Raw genomic sequence first — 16,484 nt, 5'->3', positions numbered from 1 at the left:
GTCCGGCGGCTCAGGCCGGACAGGCCCCGGCGGCACGTCAGCTGAAGGCGGACGCGCAGGTGGTGGCGGCGGCGTGCGGCGGGTCGAGCGCGTTGGCCACCTCGTGGAAGGCGATGCGGTCGAACAGGCCGATGGCGACATGCTCGGAGAGGTCGAGCGGGCACAGGTCCTGGAGCAGGACGTTGTGGACGTCGGAACCGCTCAGGTACTGGCTCTGCCAGGGGGTGGCCACCTCGTCGTACTTGGTGGCGATGACCGTGTAGTGCACTCCGGGGACGGTGTCGCCGCCCGCGTTGAGCCCGGCGAGGAAGTCGGAGCCGGGGATCTGGTCGGCGAGGCCGGGGGTGGTGGCCTTGACGAGGTCCGAGGCGCCGGGGAAGTACGGCAGCAGGTTGGTGAATCCGCTCAGGGTGGCGCCGTGGTTGTCGGGGGCGAGGCCCACGAGGGCGTTCACCTTGGCGGCTCCGCCGAGGAACTTCAGGTAGTAGCGGGGCATCATGCCGCCCTGGGAGTGTCCGACCAGGTCGGCCTTGGCGGCTCCGGTCGCGGCGAGCACCTTGTCCACGAAGGCCGACAACTGCTCGGCGGACTTGTCGATGGGACCGAGGCCGTAGAAGAGGGGGACGCCGGTGAGCTGCCCGTAGTCCAGGGAGTAGACGCAGTATCCGCGGTCCTCCAGGTAGGGGGCGAGGGAGAGCCAGTTGTCGACCGAGTTGCCCAGGGTGCCGTGCACCAGGACGACCGGGCGGGGGTGGTCGGCGGAGGGCTTGCAGGAGAAGTCGTTCCAGCCACTGCTGGGGGCGGCGTCGGCGGCGGAAGCCGTTGCGGCGGGAACGGTGGCGACGGCGGCGGTGAGGAGCAGCGCGGCGAGGGGTCTGAGCACTCGCTTCCAGGGCAGCATCGTGTGATCTCCTTGCGGCTCAAGGGAGGTGGGGGCCTTACCCTGTGATCCGGATCACGAGGATGCTGTTCACTCGTCAAGTTACGGGCGAGTAGCAGGCGTGTGAAGTTACGCGTCAGTAAAAACTTCCAGTGATAACCTGAGCACCGCCTGAAAACTGACGGACCGTCACCAGGCAGGCCTGATCGGACCACAGGGAGCGATCCGCGCCAAACGCTCCCCCAGCGCGCGCACTTCACCCTCACCCAGCAGCGCGGCCCATCCCCCCACGACCTCGGCCGCCGCCGCCTCCGCCGCCCGGGTGCAGGCCCGGCCGCGCTCGGTCAGGACGACCAACCGGGCCCGCGCGTCCTGCGGATGCGGCCGCCGCTCGGCGTATCCCTTGCGCACGATCTCGTCCGCCAGCTGACTCGCGGCCTGCTTGGTCACCCCGAGGTGCGCCGCGAGGTCGGTGACGGTGGCCCCGTCCGGGGCGAGCCGCGCGAAGGCGAAGCCGTGCGCCGGCCGCAGATCGGTGAACCCGCGCGCCACCACCCCGTCGTGGATGCGTTGCGTGAGGTCGCCGGCGACGGCGAGCAGGGCGGCGGACAGGGCCATGGCTTCGGAGTTCTGCACGGAGGCATTGAAACACCCTTGACAGGTTGGTCAAGCAGCTTGACCATATAGTCAAGTCACTTGACCACTTGAACGGAGACCACCGCCATGCCCGTCGTCCGCTCGTCCGAGGCCACGACCCATGAGATCCACGGCGCCCGCTTCGTCTCGTACGCCACCCCGCTCACCGGCAGCAGGGAACTCTGCGCCTGGCGCGGCGAGATCCCGGCCGGCACCAAGGCGCCCGCGCACACCGTCAGCCGTGAGGAGATCTTCCATCTGCTCGTGGGTGAACTGCTGATCACGCTGGACGGCCGCACCGAGCGCATCGCTGCGGGCGACACGGTGATCGTCAACCCGGGTACGACCCTCGCCCTGGAGAACCCGACCGATCACACCGCGCTCTCCTGGGTCACCACCTCCGTCGGCCTGGAGGCGGAGCTGGCCGACGGGAGCCGCATCACGCCGCCCTGGGCCAACTGACCGACGTGGAGCCGCCACCGCGCCCCAGCGCCCCCGGCATCACCGCTCTGGGCCCGAACTTCGCCCGCGCGCGGTCCGCGACCTCCTCGACACGGCGGACCTTCTCGTCCACGGGGTCGAAGGTGAGCTGGCAGGAGGCCTGGTCGGCGGGGGCCAGGCCCTCGGCGCGCAGGGCGAGCGCGCGGACCCGGGCGCGCTGCAGGCCGAGCGCCTCGTACATGCCGTAGGCCGCCCTGGTCAGGGCCGCCGAGTGCGCGGTCGGCTCCTTCAGGGTGCGGCTGCGGGTGGTCGAGGACCGGTCGGCGTAGCGCACGGTGAGGGTCAGGGTGCGGCAGACCTTCCGCACCGCGCGCAGCCGGGCGCCGAGCTCCTCGGCGGCGGACAGCAGCGCCCTGCGGTGCCGGTCGGGGTCCAGCTCGTCGAGTTCGAAGGCGCGTTCCGTGGTCAGCGACCGCGAGACGGCGTTCGGCACGACCCGGCCCCGGTCGATGCCGCTCGCCTTCTCGCGCAGCTCACGGCCGGCCTTCGCGCCGATCAGCCGCTGGAGCGTGGACAGCGGCGCGGCGGCGACCAGGCCCAGGGTGTCCAGGCCGTACTCGCTCAGGGTGCGGGCGGTCGCCGTGCCGACTCCGGGCAGCGCGGACACCGGCCGCCCGGCGAGGAACTCCGCGATGCCGTCCGGGTCCTCGGGCACGGCACACGTCACCCCGGGCCGGGCGCCCTGCAGCGCCACGCGGGCCAGCATCGGGCCGGGACCGGCGCCGATCACACAGTCGACGCCGTACAAGGCGAGGGCCCGCACCCGGATCACCGAGGCCAGCTCCACCGCGCTGCGCCCGAAGTACCGCTCGGCACCGCGCAGATCGGCCAGCGCGCCGTCCGGCGGCAGCGCCTCCACGACGGGGGTGAAGTCCTCCAGCAACCCGAGCAGTCCCGGCAGGGCCGCCTCGTACATCGGCGGCAGCTGGAAACGTACGCAGAGAATGGTCATCCCGCACTCCCCGGACTCTGGTGCCACAACTTCCGTACGGCAGCAGGCCCTTGTGCGGCCTCCTGCCCCGCGGGCCGCAGGTCGGCCCACGGATGCATCTGGTATCCGGTCGGCAGCTGGATCCGCCGCCCACCGGTCGGATCGCCACCCGCACCCTCGGCCGCCGGCTCCGCGAGCCGCGCCGCCACCTCCTCGAGCCCGCCCTCGGCGCGCAGCTCGACCAGCTCGGCGAGGTTCCAGGCGGCGGAACCCACCACGCTCAGGCTGCGCGGGCCACGTCGCTGCACCACCCCGCGCACCAGCAGCAGCCAGGAGTGGAAGACGGTGTGGGCGCAGGCGTCGTGCGAGTCGTCGAAGAACGCCAGGTCGACCAGCCCCGTGCCGTCGTCCAGCGTGGAGAAGATGACCCGCTTGCCGGAGCGGATCGGCGGGGTCTGGGTGGCTGCCTTGGCGCCCGCGACCAGCACGGTCTCGCCGTGCCGCGCCTCGCGCAGCCGCCGCGCGGAGACCACGCCCAGCTCCTTCAGGAACTCCCGGTGGTCGTCCATCAGATTGCGCGAGGCGTCCATGGACAGCACGCCCAGCTCGGCGCTGAGCCGTTCCGCCGACGTCAGGTCCGGCAGCCCCGCCGGCGCGGTCTTCCGCCCGCCCGCCAACGGCAGCTGACCCCCGCCACCGCCCCGGGCACCCCGGTGCAGCTCGGTCAGGTGCAGTTGCAGATCGCGCCGGTTGGCGCCGAAGGCGTCCAGCGCGCCCACCTGGGCGAGTCGCCCAGCCAGCGGCCGGCTCGGCCGCGCCCGCTCCCAGAAGTCCACCAGGGAGGAGTACGGCTGCCCGTCCGCGATCCTTTTCGCCTCGGCCTCGCTGATGCCGTGCACATCGGAGAGGGCGAGCCGAAGTCCCCACACCCCAGAGGATTCAGACACCAGTTCGATCCTGTGTGCGACCCCGGACACGTTCACGTCCAACGGCAGAATCGGCACCCCACGCCGCCGCGCGTCCGCCAGCAGCAGCCGCTTCGGATACATCCCGGGGTCGTGCGTGAGCAGCCCGGCGTAGAAGGCGGCCGGGTGATGGGCCTTCAGCCAGGCCGACTGGTAGGTCGGTACGGCGAAGGCGACGGCGTGCGCCTTGCAGAACCCGTAGGACCCGAAGGCCTCCACGATCTCCCAGGTCCGCTGAATCGTTTCCGCCCCATACCCCCTGGCCGCGGCCTGCTGTGCGAACCACACCTTGATCCGCGCCTGCGACTCCGGGTCGGACAGTCCCCGCCGCACCCGGTCGGCCTCGCCCCGGCCGCATCCGGTCATGACGGCGACGATGTCGATGACCTGCTCGTGGAAGACGACGACGCCGTACGTCCCCTTCAGCGCCTCTTCCAGGTCCGGGTGCGGATAGCGCACCGGCGCCCGCCCGTGCCGCGCCTCGATGAACGGCCGCACCATGTCGGCGGCGACGGGCCCGGGCCGGAACAGCGAGATGTCCACGACCAGGTCGTGGAAGGTGCTCGGCTGCAGCCGCCCCACCAGGTCCCGCTGCCCCGGCGACTCGATCTGGAAGCAGCCCAGCGTCTCGGTGGAGCGGATCAGCCGGTACGTCTCCGGGTCCCCCGGCGGCACCGCGTCCAGGTCGATCCGCTCGCCCGTCACCCGCTCCACCTCGGCGACCGCGTGCGCCATGGCCGACTGCATCCGCACGCCCAGCACATCGAGCTTGAGCAGCCCGAGGTCCTCCACGTCCTCCTTGTCGAACTGCGACATGGGCAGCCCCTCACCGCTGGTCGGCACCACCGGCGTACGGGCGAGAAGCGAGGCGTCGGACAGCAGCACCCCGCACGGATGCATGGCGACCCCGCGCGGCAGGGCATCGAGCGCCTCGACGAGCTCCCACAGCCTGCCGTACCTCTCCCCTTCCCGCTGAAGCTCCCCCGCGAGCTGCTTCAGCTCCGGCAGCTCCTCCAGCGCGGCGCGCGCGTCCCGGGCCCGGATGTGCGGAAAGGACTTGGCCATCCGGTCGATCTCACCCGGATCCATGGACAGGGCGGCGCCCACGTCCCGGATGGCATGCCGCACCCGGTAGGTCTCCGGCATGGACACGGTCGCGACCCGCTCGGTGCCGAACCGGTCGATGATCGCCCGGTAGACCTCCAGCCGGCGCGCGGACTCCACGTCGATGTCGATGTCGGGCAGCACCACACGCTCCTTGGAGAGGAAGCGTTCCATCAGCAACCCGTGCTCGACCGGATCGGCGTGCGCGATCCCCAGAAGGTGATTGACGAGGGAGCCCGCGCCGGAACCGCGAGCGGCCACCCGGATCCCCATCTCCCGTACGTCCTCGACCACTTGAGCGACCGTCAGGAAGTAGGAGGCGAAGCCGTGACAGGCGATGATGTCCAGCTCGTGGTGCATCCGCTCCCAGTACGCGCGCCGCCCGCCGTACCCGAGCCGCACCATCCCCGCCACCGCCCGCGAGGCAAGGGCCCGCTGGGCGGTGCGCCGCCCGGCACCCACCAGATGCGCCTCGGGAAAGTGAACGGTCCCGATGCCGAGATCCGCCTCGGGGTCGACCCGGCACTCGGCGGCCGTGGCCAGGGTCTGCTCCAGCAGCCGGCGGGCGGTGTCCCGCCGGTACCCGGCGGCCTCCACGACCCGCTCGGCGACCTGCAGCATGGCCTGCGCGTCCTTCAGCCAGGCCTCGCCGGAGTCCAGCTCCCCGCGCGGGTCGATCGGCACCAGCCGCCGCGCGGCATCCAGCACATCGGCAACGGGCCCCGCTCCGGGATCGGCGTACCGCACGGCGTTGCTGAGCACCGGCCGCACGCCCTGCTCGGCGGCGAACCCGACGGTACGGGCGGCGAGCCGCAGGGACCCGGGTCCCGTGCCCGTACGCCCGTGCCACACAGCCTCCAGCCGCAAGGCGTCGCCGTAGACCTCGCGCCACACCCCGAGAAGCCGTGCGGCCCGGTCCGGACGCCCCGCCGCAAGGGCCCGCCCCACATCCGACCCGGGCCCGAGCAGGACGGTCAGGCCGTCACCGTGATTGTCGGGCCAGGGCAGCAGGGGGGCGCCCCCGCTCTTGTGCGCCGCTGTGATGATCCGGCACAGGTCAGCCCATCCTCGGGCATCCCGGGCGAGATAGGTCACACGCGGGGCCGACTCGTCCACGAAGGCCCCGCCACGCACCGGTACCCGCCGCCGCTTGGACCGTACGGCCTCGGCCTCGGCCTCACCCACCGCCAGATCCACCCCGAAGACCGGCCGCACCCCCACCCCGGCGCAGGCCTTGGCGAAGCGCACCGCGCCGGCGACGGTGTCCCGATCGGTGAGGGCGAGCGCGTCCATCCCCCGCTCCGAGGCGCGCCCGGCCAGCCGCTCCGGATGGGATGCCCCGTACCTCAGGGAGAACCCGGAGACGGTGTGCAGATGCGCGAAGCCCGGCACACCGCACCTCCCGCACTCGTGAGCCCCGAACGGCTCTCGAACATCAGTTCCCTACTTCCACCCCCACCATACCTCTATTCTCGAACGTGTGTACGACATCCGTGGAACCGTCCCTCACCTGCGCAAACACCCTGGCAGCGGTCACCCACGGCACCCAGCACGGAGCCCCGCCCCCACACACCGGGGGACGGGGCTCCACGGAACGCACGCCGGACGCGTCAGCCGATCTGCGCCCCCGTGGCGGACAGCGCGGCGGTGACCGGCTGGAAGAACGTCTCCCCACCGGAGGTGCAGTCACCGCTGCCGCCGGAGGTCAGCCCGATGGCGTTGCTCCCCGAGAACAGCGACCCGCCGCTGTCACCGGGCTCGGCGCACACGTTCGTCTGGATGAGACCGCTGACGGTGCCCTCCTGGTAGTTCACCGTGGCGTTCAGCCCGGTGACCGTGCCGTCGTGCACATGGGTCGTCGACCCGCTGCGCGTCACCTTCATCCCCACCGTCGCCTCGGCGGCACCGGTGATCTTCTGAGTGGACCCGTCGTACAGGTCGACCTCGCTCGGGTGGTCCACCTGTGACGTGTACTTGACCAGCCCGAAGTCGGTCCCCGGGAAGTGGGACTCCGCGTTCTGCCCGATCTCCTTGCCGCTGGAGTCCGACCAGCTGCTGATCGCCGCGGTGCAGTGTCCGGCGGTCAGGAAGTACGGCTGGCCGTCCTTGACCACGTTGAAGCCGAGCGAGCAGCGTCCGCCGGACCCGCTGATCGCGTCACCACCGGCGATGAAGGGCTTGAACTCCCCCTTCGACCGCTTCAGTTCGGCCTTGCCGCCCAGCCCGTCGACCACCCTGCTCAGCTTGGCCCACTGCGCGGCGGTGACCGTCCTGTCGGCGGTGACGACGACCTTGTTTCCGACCGGGTCGGTCGCCCATGACGTCCCCGGTATCGTCGCGTCCTTCTTCAGCGTCGTCCGCGCGCCGTCGAGCGCGGCCAGGGAGTTGGTGACGAGTCTCGCCTTGGCCCCGGCCGCCTCGACGGCGTTCGCCGCGGCCTGGTCGAGCACGTTGACGACGAGGCTCCTGGCCCGGGCGTCGTAGTAGCTGCCGGCGGCGTCGGAGCCGAGGCTCTTCAGCAGCGTCGAGGCGAGGTTTCCGGCCGCCGGGGCGGACAGAACCTTCGGTTCCGGAGCCGACTTCGCAGGCTCGCTGGCGTTCGCGTTCTGCAAGGTGACACCCGCGGCGACCAGTGCGGCGATTCCCGCACCGGCCACGGCGGTCCGCCGCCCGGTGATGCGTCGGTGCTTCAACTCACGTCCTCCTGTGGGGGGATGGTCCGTGAGTTGTGGGGACTTCACGGACCGGAAGGCTGGTTGACGAGCGCCCACTCTTCCGAATGGCACAGGGAGCACACAAGGTTGACTTCAGGACGCGCATGGAGAGGGCTTGCGCCCCCGGCCTCGGCTTGACCGTGCACAGTCACCCAGGGGGATTCGCACAGCAAACACGACATGCACGGAACCCACACCGGACGGTGACGACACCAACTGGCCGAAAAGAAACGCCCCCGCACACCACGTGGTGTGCGGGGGCTTCCCAAGGACCCGAGCCGGACCGTCAGGGCAGCGTGACCCCGTAGTAGCTCAACGCCTCGGTCACCGGCTGGAAGAACGTCGTACCACCGGAGGTGCAGTCACCGCTGCCCCCGGAGGTCAGCCCGTAGGCCACGGTCCCCCCGTACAGCGGGCCACCGCTGTCGCCGCCCTCGGCGCACACCGTGGTCTGGATCAGCCCGTAGACGATGTCACCGCTGCCGTAGTTGACGGTGGCGTTCAGCGCGGTGACCCGGCCGCTGTGCGTACCGGTGGTGGAACCGCGCCGGTACACGGTCGTGCCCACGGACGGCGTGGCCGCCCTGGTGATGGACTGACCGCCCACCGCACTCGGGTGCGAGATCGAGGAGTTGGTGTAGCGCACCAGAGCGAAGTCGTTGCCGGGGAAGCTGTAGCCGACGTTGGTGCCGAGCACCGTGCTGTGGCTGGAGTTGCTGTACCAGGTCGAGGCCACCTGACCGCAGTGTCCGGCGGTGAGGAAGTAGTACGTACCGCCGCTGTGCACGTTGAAGCCGAGCGAGCAGCGGTACTGGCCGCCGTAGATGGCGTCGCCGCCGCTGATCAGCTTGCTGAACCTGCCGGGGGTGTGCCTGATGGTGAGCGCGTCGGCGTCGGCGCCGGCCTGCCGCTTGATCTTGGCGATCTGGGCCTTGGACACGGTGCTGTCGACGGTGACGAGGACGCGGTCGGTCTTGCTGTCCACCGCCCAGGCCGTACCGGGTACGTCGGCCTTGAGGACGGCGTCGTTGGCCTTGCTGAGCTGCGCGGGGCTGAACGCGTGGTCGTCGCCGGCGTTCGCTGTGGGGGCGGCGAACGCCGCCGCGGCCAGGAGGCAGGTGGCCACGGCGATCAGCCGGGTCCGTCTCGCGGTGCCGTTGTGGGGAGTGTTGCGCTTGATCCTCACTTTTCGTTCCCTCCCAGGGGAAGTCGGGGGCCCATGTGGGGTCGGTGCCCGTGAGGCGCAGCCAGGGGGGCGACGCCGGGTTCCGGACATCCATGCCCCCTGACAAGCGCTGAGGGGGAGTATTCGGCCGAACGACTCATCGCCACAAGGGTTCCTTTCGGCCGTTGGCCTTTAAACCACCTTTACGCAGGAGCCCCTGACACCGGTTCGGCCCACACGCGCCGCGGGCCGTACGGGGTGGCCTCGATGCACTTGACGGCGCGGCGGGCCGCACCTCGGTGGGCCCTGTTCCGCGGGCCGGCGATCACCGCGCCCTGAGCCGTCAAGTCCCGTGTGACGCCGAGGACTTCGCCGACGGTGAGGTGCGCAGGAAGGCCAGCGCCGCGCGGGCGGTGGCGTCGTTCTGCCGGAACGCGGCCCCTCCGGTGCGCGGCCGGGTGAAGGCGCCGGGGGTACGGGCGTCGGTGTACGGGCCGAGCGCGAAGCGCCGGGGATGCGGCCGCCCGGCGCCGTCGAGGATCCGGCCGTCGCCGGGGTCGACCCGGAGCAGTCCCTCGGGGGTCTCGGCGGCGCCGTCGGCGTGCAGCGCGCGCAGCAGGCGGTCGCGGGCCCGGCCGACGGTGGGCTCGGGCAGCCGGGCCTCGACCAGCGCCCGGGCCTCGACGGAGAAGCCCGGCACGGTGGGACTCGTGGCCCGGAACACGCCGTCCTCGGCGGTGACGGTCATGTCGGCGCCGACGAAGCCGAGCAGGCCGGCCCGGGAGAGTGCGAGCATCTGCCGCAGCCGGGGTCCGGGCGGCCCGGACGCCAGGTAGCTGAAGAAGCCGTGCCACCAGGGGCCGGTGTTCCCGAGGCGGACGAGCTGCCCGTAGACGGAGAGAAGCCCGAGGAAGACACCGAGATCCGCACTGTACGAAGGATCGTGACGTCTGCTCAGGTCCGCCTCGACATATCCCCGCAGGCCCTCCTGGAAGTCCTCGTGGGAGGCGTACCGCACCCCGTCCAGCGGGTGGTCGAGTGCGGTGAGGTCGAGGCGGTCGGCCGGATCCGGCACGGCGGCGGCGACCAGCGCCTGCACCTCGGCGGAGTCGCTCGCGACGGCGTACTTCTCCTCGAAGTCGGCCCAGGCCATGGCCGTACGTTCGGCGTGGGCCGTGAAGAGGCGGTGGTAGTGGGCGAAGCCCAGCTCCTTCTCCACCAGCGGCCACACATCGCGCCGGAAGTCGAAGCCGCCGGGACGGGCCTGCAGGGCCTCGACCTCGGCCGGTCCCAGGAAACGGGGCAGCGGGGGCCGGTCGCCGGTCCAGTCGTAGCCGATCTTCGCGTGGTACGGCACGCCGCGCCGGGAGCCGACGTGGAGCACCGGCTCCCGGCCCGAGGGAACGTAGGTGCCGCCCTCGTACCGTCCGCCGCGCCCCTCGGTGAGCAGCACCATCAGGTCGACGAAGGCCAGCCCGAAGCCACGCACGAGCACGGGTTCGCCGGGCTTCAGCAGGGACAGATCGCTGTCGGCGGTGAAGTCGGGCGGCAGGTGCACCAGTCCGTGCTCGCGGGCGTACGCCGCCAACTCCGCCTGTTCTGCGTCGAGTTGGGCGTCCAGGTGGCCGATCGCGAGAATCACCAGGTCGGCCGGGAGGGGGCGCGGGTCGCCCTCCAGCCACACCTGCTGGCGGCCCTCGCGCGGACCCCTGATCCGCACGGCACGCCGGGGATGGTGGTGAACGGTGATGCCCTCGGGCAGCTCGGCCCGTGCGCGCTCGTACACCCAGCGCAGATAGCGGCCCTGGAGCTGCCGGTCGGCGAAGGTGCTGCCGTCGAGGCCCGACCACTCGTGCAGCGTGGGGCCCTCGCGTACCGGGCCGTCCATGAGCACCGTCTCGTCGGTGAACATGGTGACGTCCTCGGCGTGCGAGTTCATCCACAGCAGCGGTGACTGCGCCTGGCGCCAGATGCGGCCGCCGCCCGGCGGGTGCGGGTCGACCAGGTGGATGTCGAGGCCCTGACCGACGTACAGCTCGGGGGCGTTGGCGGCGAGGCGCTCCAGCAGTCCGGTCCCCCGCGGGCCGGCTCCCACGATCACCAGCTGCGGCCTCATCGGGCGTGCTCCGTCGGCGCGAGGACGACGGCGGCTGCCGCGGTGGGGACTTCGGCGAGGGTGTCGGATGGCATGCGAAGGCTCCGTGGCGTCGGGAGAACACGGGTGGTGCCTTCACACGGGCGCGCCGTGCGGCGCGGGTACGGCCGAGCCCCTCAGCAGGGCCGTCCACCGAGAGTACGCGGGCGTTTCGGTGCACTGTCAAGGCTGTCCGGACTGTGAGCCGTACGTCTCAGGGCAGTTGACGCGGAACCGGATGCCTGTTCCACTTGGCCCATGCATCCACAGCAGTGGCTGGTCACCCGCTCCCACATCGACTTCGGTCGCGTGTGGTCCTGTTCCTGTTGAGCTGACCCCCTGCGCGCGCCTGCCGTCCGGCGGGCGCCCTCCTCGCGCTCTCCCGCTTCTTCCGCCACGCCTTCACACGCGCCCCTCCCCTCGCGCTTCGCGTTCGCCCACCGTCACGTCTCGCATCAGCCCACCGGAACCAGGGAACCGAACGGCACTGTCACAGCCCGCAGTCACAGCACGAGCAGCACTCACAGCATTCACAGCACTGGCAGGCCTCGCAGCACGACAGGTCGCAGTCGCAGTCGCAGTCGGCGCAGCAGCCCTCGCGCTTCTTGCGCGACCAGGGGCCCTCGAACTCGTCGGCGCAGCACACCTTGCAGGTGCAGCACAGGCCGAGGGCGGCCGCGCAGCCGGCCCAGAAGCCCCGTTTGTCCGGGTGCGGCGGCTGCCCGCCGAAGGGGGTGCCGTACGGGTGGCCGGGCGCGTTCGGCGCGTGGTGACCGGGCGGCGGTCCGAACGAGGCCTCGGGCGCGTGGCCGCACGCGCGCGTGCCGAACGCGCGGTCCACGGAACGCTCCAGCTCGTGCACGAGCAGCAGGTGGACCAGCTTGCCGTCGGCGAACTCGGCCTCCCGCAGGGCGAGCCGGACGCCGTGCAGGGCGTCGTCGGCGAGCCGGCGGGCCTCGGTCCGGGAGGTGCCCGTGGCGGTGAGCGGATTCCAGGCGCCCGACGCGGCGTCGGCCTCCTGGTCCTCCACGGCGTCCAGCAGATGCGCGAGCCGGCCGAAGAGCCGTCCCGCCTCCGCGAGGGGCTGTGCGTTGCCCGGGCGCCCGGCCAGCACCGCGGTGTGGGCGAAGGCGGCGGCGGTCGCGCACTCGGTCGGCTCGGTGACCGTCAGGATCGGGGTGCCGTACCCGGCGAGGGCCTCCAGGCCCAGTTGCCGGTCCGTGGCCTCGACGAGGACGCCGGTGTCGAAGCCGACCGCGGCCCCGCTGTGGGCGCCGGCCCTGCCCCAGCCCGCGGCGACCCGGCGCGCGGCGGCGGCCATGGGCCGGCGGGCCAGCAGCCCGTCCCGGTCGGCGACATGGTCGCGCACCTTCGCCGCGGCGAGCACCAGCGAGACGGCGGCGGCGAGCCGGGCTCCCTCGCCCTGGGCGACGGACGCGGTGCGCAGCCCGCGCAGCGCGCACGGCCCGGCCGTACGGCGCCCGTCGGCGGTCCGTCCGGTCTGAGCCTCCGTCAGGACCGAGACGAGAAGGCCGTCGTAGTTCGTCACGACGCGCGCGAGCTGCCCGTGATCGCGGCGCAGCGCGAGGCAGAGTCCGCACAAGTGCGCCAGCCACTGGGCCTTGAGGCTTTCACCGAGTCGATGAGAGCACGGTCTGACGATTCCGAACACGACGATCCCCCGTGATGTGGTACGACGTTGACGTTCACCCGGACGCACCGATCATCACCCATCCGCCGCTGACAATCATATTTCACTCTCAGTCAGCAGCCGTACGTGTCGCGACCCTTGGGACACAAGGACTCTCGACGGATCGGCTGTGCACCAGTACCGTCACAAACCCCCCGCGCGGCGTCTATCCACTTGGCGCGCCGTCCGCATCATGGATGACCATAGGGACGCGGAAAGCAGAAAAAGACCGCTGTGAGAGGAGGCGTCCATGGGATCGGTACGCAAGGCGAGTGCGTGGCTCGGCCTCGTCGACGACAACGATGACGAGCGTTACTACGACGACGAGTACTCCGAGGGCACCGAATCCGAGGGCGCCTGGGTCACCGACCCCCGGGTGAAGGTGGCCTCGGACACGGCCGAGGAGAAGGGCCGCCGGATCGGCACGGTCAACCCGGACAGCTTCCGGGACGCCCGAGCGATCGGCGAGCTGTTCCGGGACGGGGTCCCGGTCATCATGAACCTCACCAACATGGAGCCCGGCGACGCCAAGCGGGTCGTGGACTTCGCGGCGGGGCTCATCTTCGGTCTGCGCGGCTCGATCGACCGCGTGTCGAACCGGGTGTTCCTGCTCACGCCGGCCGACACACAGATCATCAGCGGCGAGGCGTCCGCCCACCGCGAGGACGGCTTCTTCAACCAGAGCTGAGGCAGGGCCGCTCACCGGCCCTGCCTGCTGACGGGGATCAGCGGAAGGCGTCGAGCCCGGTGAGCGCCTTGCCCAGCACGAGCTGGTGCATCTCGACGGTGCCCTCGTAGGTGAGCACCGACTCGAGGTTGGTCGCGTGCCGCATGACGGGGTACTCGAGGGAGATCCCGTTGGCACCGAGGATCGTCCGCGCCGTACGGCAGATCTCGATGGCCTCGCGGACGTTGTTGAGCTTGCCGAAGCTGACCTGCTCGGGACGCAGGCGGCCGGCGTCCATCCGCCGCCCCAGATGGTGGGCGAGCAGGATCCCCTTGTGCAGTTCCACCGCCATGTCGGCGAGCTTGGCCTGGGTGAGCTGGAAGCCGCCGATGGGCCGCCCGAACTGCTCCCGCGTCCTCGCGTAGTCGACCGCCGCCTCGAAGCTGCTGCGCGCCGCGCCCATCGCGCCCCAGACGATGCCGTACCGGGCGTGCGACAGACAGCTGAGCGGTCCGCGCAGTCCGGTGGCCTCCGGGAGCACGGCGTCTGCGGGCAGTCGTACGTCGTCCATCACCAGTTCGCTGGTGACGGAGGCGCGCAGGGACCACTTGTGCTTGATCTCCGGCGCCGAGAAGCCGGGGGTGTCGGTGGGGACGGCGAAGCCGCGGATGCCGTCCTCGGTCTGCGCCCAGACGACGGCCACCCCGGCGACCGAGCCGTTGGTGATCCACATCTTGCGGCCGCTGAGCACCCAGTCGGTGCCGTCGCGCTTGGCGTGGGTGCGCATGGAGGCGGGGTCGGAGCCGTGGTCGGGCTCGGTCAGCCCGAAGCAGCCGATCACCTCGCCGGCCGCCATGCGGGGCAGCCACCGCTGCTTCTGCTCCTCGCTGCCGAACCGGTGGATCGCGTACATGGCGAGGGAGCCCTGCACGGAGACGAGGGACCGGATGCCGGAGTCGGCGGCCTCCAGTTCCAGGCAGGCGAGGCCGTACTGCACGGCGCTGGCCCCCGCGCACCCGTATCCGCTGAGCGACATCCCGAGCGCCCCGATCCCGCCGAGTTCCCTGGCGAGTTCACGGATGCCGGGCAGCTCCCCCTTCTCGTACCACTCGGCGACGTACGGCAGCACGCGGTCCGCCGCCCAGGCCCGCACGGTGTCCCGCACGGCCAGGTCTTCCGGTTCCAGCAGGTCGTCGATCCCGAGCGGGTCGGCGGGATCGAAGGGGGGCAACTTCGCGGACGCGGACATGGGACACCCTCCGGCACACAGAAAACTAGCACCGCTAGTCAGTTGTTTGCCGCCGACGTTACGGCGCGGTGTCCCGCACGTCCAGTACGTCGGACACCTCAGACCGAGACGCGGGACTCCGCCACTTCCCGCTGCGCGGGCAGCTCCAGCGCCTCCACCGCCGCCTCGGGTTCCGCGCACTGCATGACCCGTGGCAGCCGCAGCGCCATCACCGCGCCCAGCAGCAACAGCACCGCGCTCACCAGCAGCGTCACATGCAGCCCGTGCACGAAGGAGTCCCGAGCGGTCCGGCGCAGCGCCGCCCCGACGGGACCGCCGAGCCGCCCGGCGACCGCGTAGGCCTCCCCGAGCGAGTGGCCGGCCGCGTCCGAGGCGTGCCGCGGGACGCCCGGCACCGAGCGCAGATGCGGCGCGTAGGCCGCGTTCATCACGCTGCCGAGCAGCGCGATGCCGATGCCGGCGCCGAGCTGGTACGACGTCTCGCCGATCGCCGCCGCGCCGCCGGCCTGGTCGGCCGCGGCCTCGCTGAGCATCGACTCGTACGCGCCGAAGAGCGTGGTCTCCAGGCCGAAGCCCAGCAGCACGAAACCGGAGAGCAGCAGCGGCGCGTCGTCGGTGCCGCCCATCGCGGTGAGCGTCAGGACCGCGGCGGCGGTGAGGCAGAAGCCGAAGCAGACCATGCGGCGCGGTCCGAAGCGGCGCAGCATCCGCGCGCCCGCCAGGCCCGCCGCCATCGCCGCGACGGTCAGGGGCAGCAGCCTCAGGCCGGTCTGAAGCGGGGAGAGCCCGAGCACCAGTTGCAGGTACTGGGCGGCGATCAGCTCCAGGCCGACGAGCGCGAGCATCGCCAGCACGATGCAGCCCACCGAGGTGCTGAACGCGGGCCGGCGGAACATCCGCAGGTCCACCAGCGGATGCGCGAGTCCGCGCTGGCGCCGTACGAAGAGGACGAGGAGGGCCGCGCCGACCAGCAGCGGCAGCACGGTGAAGGGGCTCGCCGGTACCTCTCCCCCGCCCAGCCGCTTCACACCGAGGACGACACCGAAGAGACCGCCGGCCGCCATCAGGGCGCCGACGACATCCCAGGGGCCGCCCTGGTCCCCGCGCGACTCGGGCAGCAGGATCCGGCCCACCGGGAGACTGACCAGCATCAGCGGGATGTTGACGAGGAAGACCGCGCCCCACCAGAAGTGCTCCAGCAGGAAACCGCCGAGCAGCGGGCCGACGGCCGCGCCGACGGCGGCCACCGCGCTCCAGATGCCGATCGCGAGCGCGCGCTCGCGCCGGTCGGGGAAGACCTGACGCAGGATCGACAGGGTGGCCGGCATGATCATGGCGCCGCCGACGCCGAGCAGCGCGCGGGCGAGGATCAGCATCTCGGCCGTCTGCGCGAGGGCGGCCACGCCGGAGGCGATACCGAACAGGCCGTAGCCGAGCAGCAGGACGCGTCTGCGGCCGACCCGGTCGCCGAGGGTGCCGAAGAGGATCAGCAGCGAGGCGCAGACCAGCGGATAGACGTCGACGATCCAGAGCAGCTCTATCGCACTGGGCTTGAGGTCCTCGGTGACGGCGGGGACCGCCACGTGCAGCACGGTCGCGTCGAGGGCCACGAGCAGCAGGCTGACGCAGAGGACGACGAGGACGACCCAGCGGTTGGCACCGGCACCGGCCGCCCGACGGCGCGGCCGTACGGCAGCCGTGGTCGTCCCGGACATGTACGTACCTCCCAGATGTGCCACGCGCGGGGCGGACCGACGGGGTGGGGACTCCCTGTCGTACGGCCGGAGAGGAGCGGTGTCTCCGGCCCGCGCAAAGCCACGCGGGTGACTCGTCAGCGTACGCGAGTTC

The 16,484-nt window shown here is 71.7% G+C and carries 12 protein-coding genes; 2 read left to right on the top strand and 10 right to left on the bottom strand.

All coding sequences use genetic code 11. The features are described from left to right. Positions 1-37: 37 nt before the first annotated feature. Together ACWDEN_RS39575 and ACWDEN_RS39570 are read right to left on the bottom strand one after the other, a co-directional pair. Complete coding sequence (locus ACWDEN_RS39575; protein WP_450862768.1) at positions 38-901, bottom strand: esterase/lipase family protein; 864 nt, start codon at positions 899-901, stop codon at positions 38-40. A gap of 168 nt (positions 902-1,069) precedes the next feature. After that, on the bottom strand, positions 1,070-1,516 hold the full coding sequence (locus ACWDEN_RS39570; RefSeq protein WP_351610660.1) for a MarR family winged helix-turn-helix transcriptional regulator: 447 nt from the start codon (positions 1,514-1,516) through the stop codon (positions 1,070-1,072). 87 nt (positions 1,517-1,603) lie between these two features. Here ACWDEN_RS39570 and ACWDEN_RS39565 point away from each other — a divergent pair, with 87 nt between their 5' ends. Further along, positions 1,604-1,978 (top strand): cupin domain-containing protein, encoded by a 375-nt coding sequence (locus ACWDEN_RS39565; RefSeq protein WP_351610663.1) that lies wholly within the window; start codon positions 1,604-1,606, stop codon positions 1,976-1,978. On the opposite strand, the gene ACWDEN_RS39560 is transcribed toward ACWDEN_RS39565, so the two are convergent. The 6 genes from ACWDEN_RS39560 to ACWDEN_RS39535 all read right to left on the bottom strand — a co-directional run bounded on the left by ACWDEN_RS39560 (position 1,956) and on the right by ACWDEN_RS39535 (position 12,702). Continuing rightward, positions 1,956-2,969, bottom strand: a complete 1,014-nt coding sequence (locus ACWDEN_RS39560; protein WP_351610665.1) for a DNA polymerase Y family protein — start codon at positions 2,967-2,969, stop codon at positions 1,956-1,958. The two genes, ACWDEN_RS39565 and ACWDEN_RS39560, sit on opposite strands and share 23 nt — an antisense overlap. Then, entirely contained in the window at positions 2,966-6,409 is a 3,444-nt protein-coding gene (locus ACWDEN_RS39555) for a DNA polymerase III subunit alpha (RefSeq protein ID WP_450862765.1), read from the bottom strand. Before ACWDEN_RS39555 ends, ACWDEN_RS39560 begins: the two co-directional genes overlap by 4 nt. 218 nt (positions 6,410-6,627) lie before the next feature. Continuing rightward, entirely contained in the window at positions 6,628-7,710 is a 1,083-nt protein-coding gene (locus ACWDEN_RS39550; RefSeq protein ID WP_351610669.1) for a S1 family peptidase, read from the bottom strand. Positions 7,711-8,017: 307 nt separating this feature from the next. Then, positions 8,018-8,917, bottom strand: coding sequence for a S1 family peptidase (locus ACWDEN_RS39545; RefSeq protein ID WP_351610672.1), 900 nt, complete (start codon positions 8,915-8,917; stop codon positions 8,018-8,020). 322 nt (positions 8,918-9,239) lie between these two features. Beyond that, the gene (locus ACWDEN_RS39540; RefSeq protein WP_351610674.1) at positions 9,240-11,012 is read right to left on the bottom strand and encodes an FAD/NAD(P)-binding protein; all 1,773 of its coding nucleotides are present in this window, start codon (positions 11,010-11,012) and stop codon (positions 9,240-9,242) included. A gap of 508 nt (positions 11,013-11,520) precedes the next feature. Continuing rightward, positions 11,521-12,702, bottom strand: a complete 1,182-nt coding sequence (locus ACWDEN_RS39535) for a DUF5685 family protein (protein ID WP_351610677.1) — start codon at positions 12,700-12,702, stop codon at positions 11,521-11,523. Positions 12,703-12,970: 268 nt separating this feature from the next. On the opposite strand from ACWDEN_RS39535, the gene ACWDEN_RS39530 reads away from it, so the two are divergent. Continuing rightward, positions 12,971-13,408, top strand: a complete 438-nt coding sequence (locus ACWDEN_RS39530; protein WP_351610679.1) for a cell division protein SepF — start codon at positions 12,971-12,973, stop codon at positions 13,406-13,408. Between the two features lie 37 nt (positions 13,409-13,445). Here ACWDEN_RS39530 and ACWDEN_RS39525 read toward each other — a convergent pair whose 3' ends face one another. Together ACWDEN_RS39525 and ACWDEN_RS39520 are read right to left on the bottom strand one after the other, a co-directional pair. Next, complete coding sequence (locus ACWDEN_RS39525) at positions 13,446-14,636, bottom strand: acyl-CoA dehydrogenase family protein (protein WP_351610681.1); 1,191 nt, start codon at positions 14,634-14,636, stop codon at positions 13,446-13,448. A gap of 98 nt (positions 14,637-14,734) precedes the next feature. After that, complete coding sequence (locus ACWDEN_RS39520) at positions 14,735-16,351, bottom strand: MFS transporter (RefSeq protein ID WP_351610684.1); 1,617 nt, start codon at positions 16,349-16,351, stop codon at positions 14,735-14,737. Positions 16,352-16,484 lie beyond the last annotated feature (133 nt).

Source organism: Streptomyces sp. NPDC001153 (genome assembly GCF_053598315.1).
Note: the sequence above shows the minus strand (reverse complement) of the source record. Positions and strands in the feature narration are given on the sequence as shown.

Coding starts and splice junctions, on each gene's coding strand:
- ACWDEN_RS39560 (WP_351610665.1), bottom strand. CDS start 2,969: ATGACCATTCTCTGCGTACGTTTCCAGCTGCCGCCGATGTACGAGGCG.
- ACWDEN_RS39565 (WP_351610663.1), top strand. CDS start 1,604: ATGCCCGTCGTCCGCTCGTCCGAGGCCACGACCCATGAGATCCACGGC.
- ACWDEN_RS39525 (WP_351610681.1), bottom strand. CDS start 14,636: ATGTCCGCGTCCGCGAAGTTGCCCCCCTTCGATCCCGCCGACCCGCTC.
- ACWDEN_RS39540 (WP_351610674.1), bottom strand. CDS start 11,012: ATGAGGCCGCAGCTGGTGATCGTGGGAGCCGGCCCGCGGGGGACCGGA.
- ACWDEN_RS39530 (WP_351610679.1), top strand. CDS start 12,971: ATGGGATCGGTACGCAAGGCGAGTGCGTGGCTCGGCCTCGTCGACGAC.
- ACWDEN_RS39575 (WP_450862768.1), bottom strand. CDS start 901: ATGCTGCCCTGGAAGCGAGTGCTCAGACCCCTCGCCGCGCTGCTCCTC.
- ACWDEN_RS39520 (WP_351610684.1), bottom strand. CDS start 16,351: ATGTCCGGGACGACCACGGCTGCCGTACGGCCGCGCCGTCGGGCGGCC.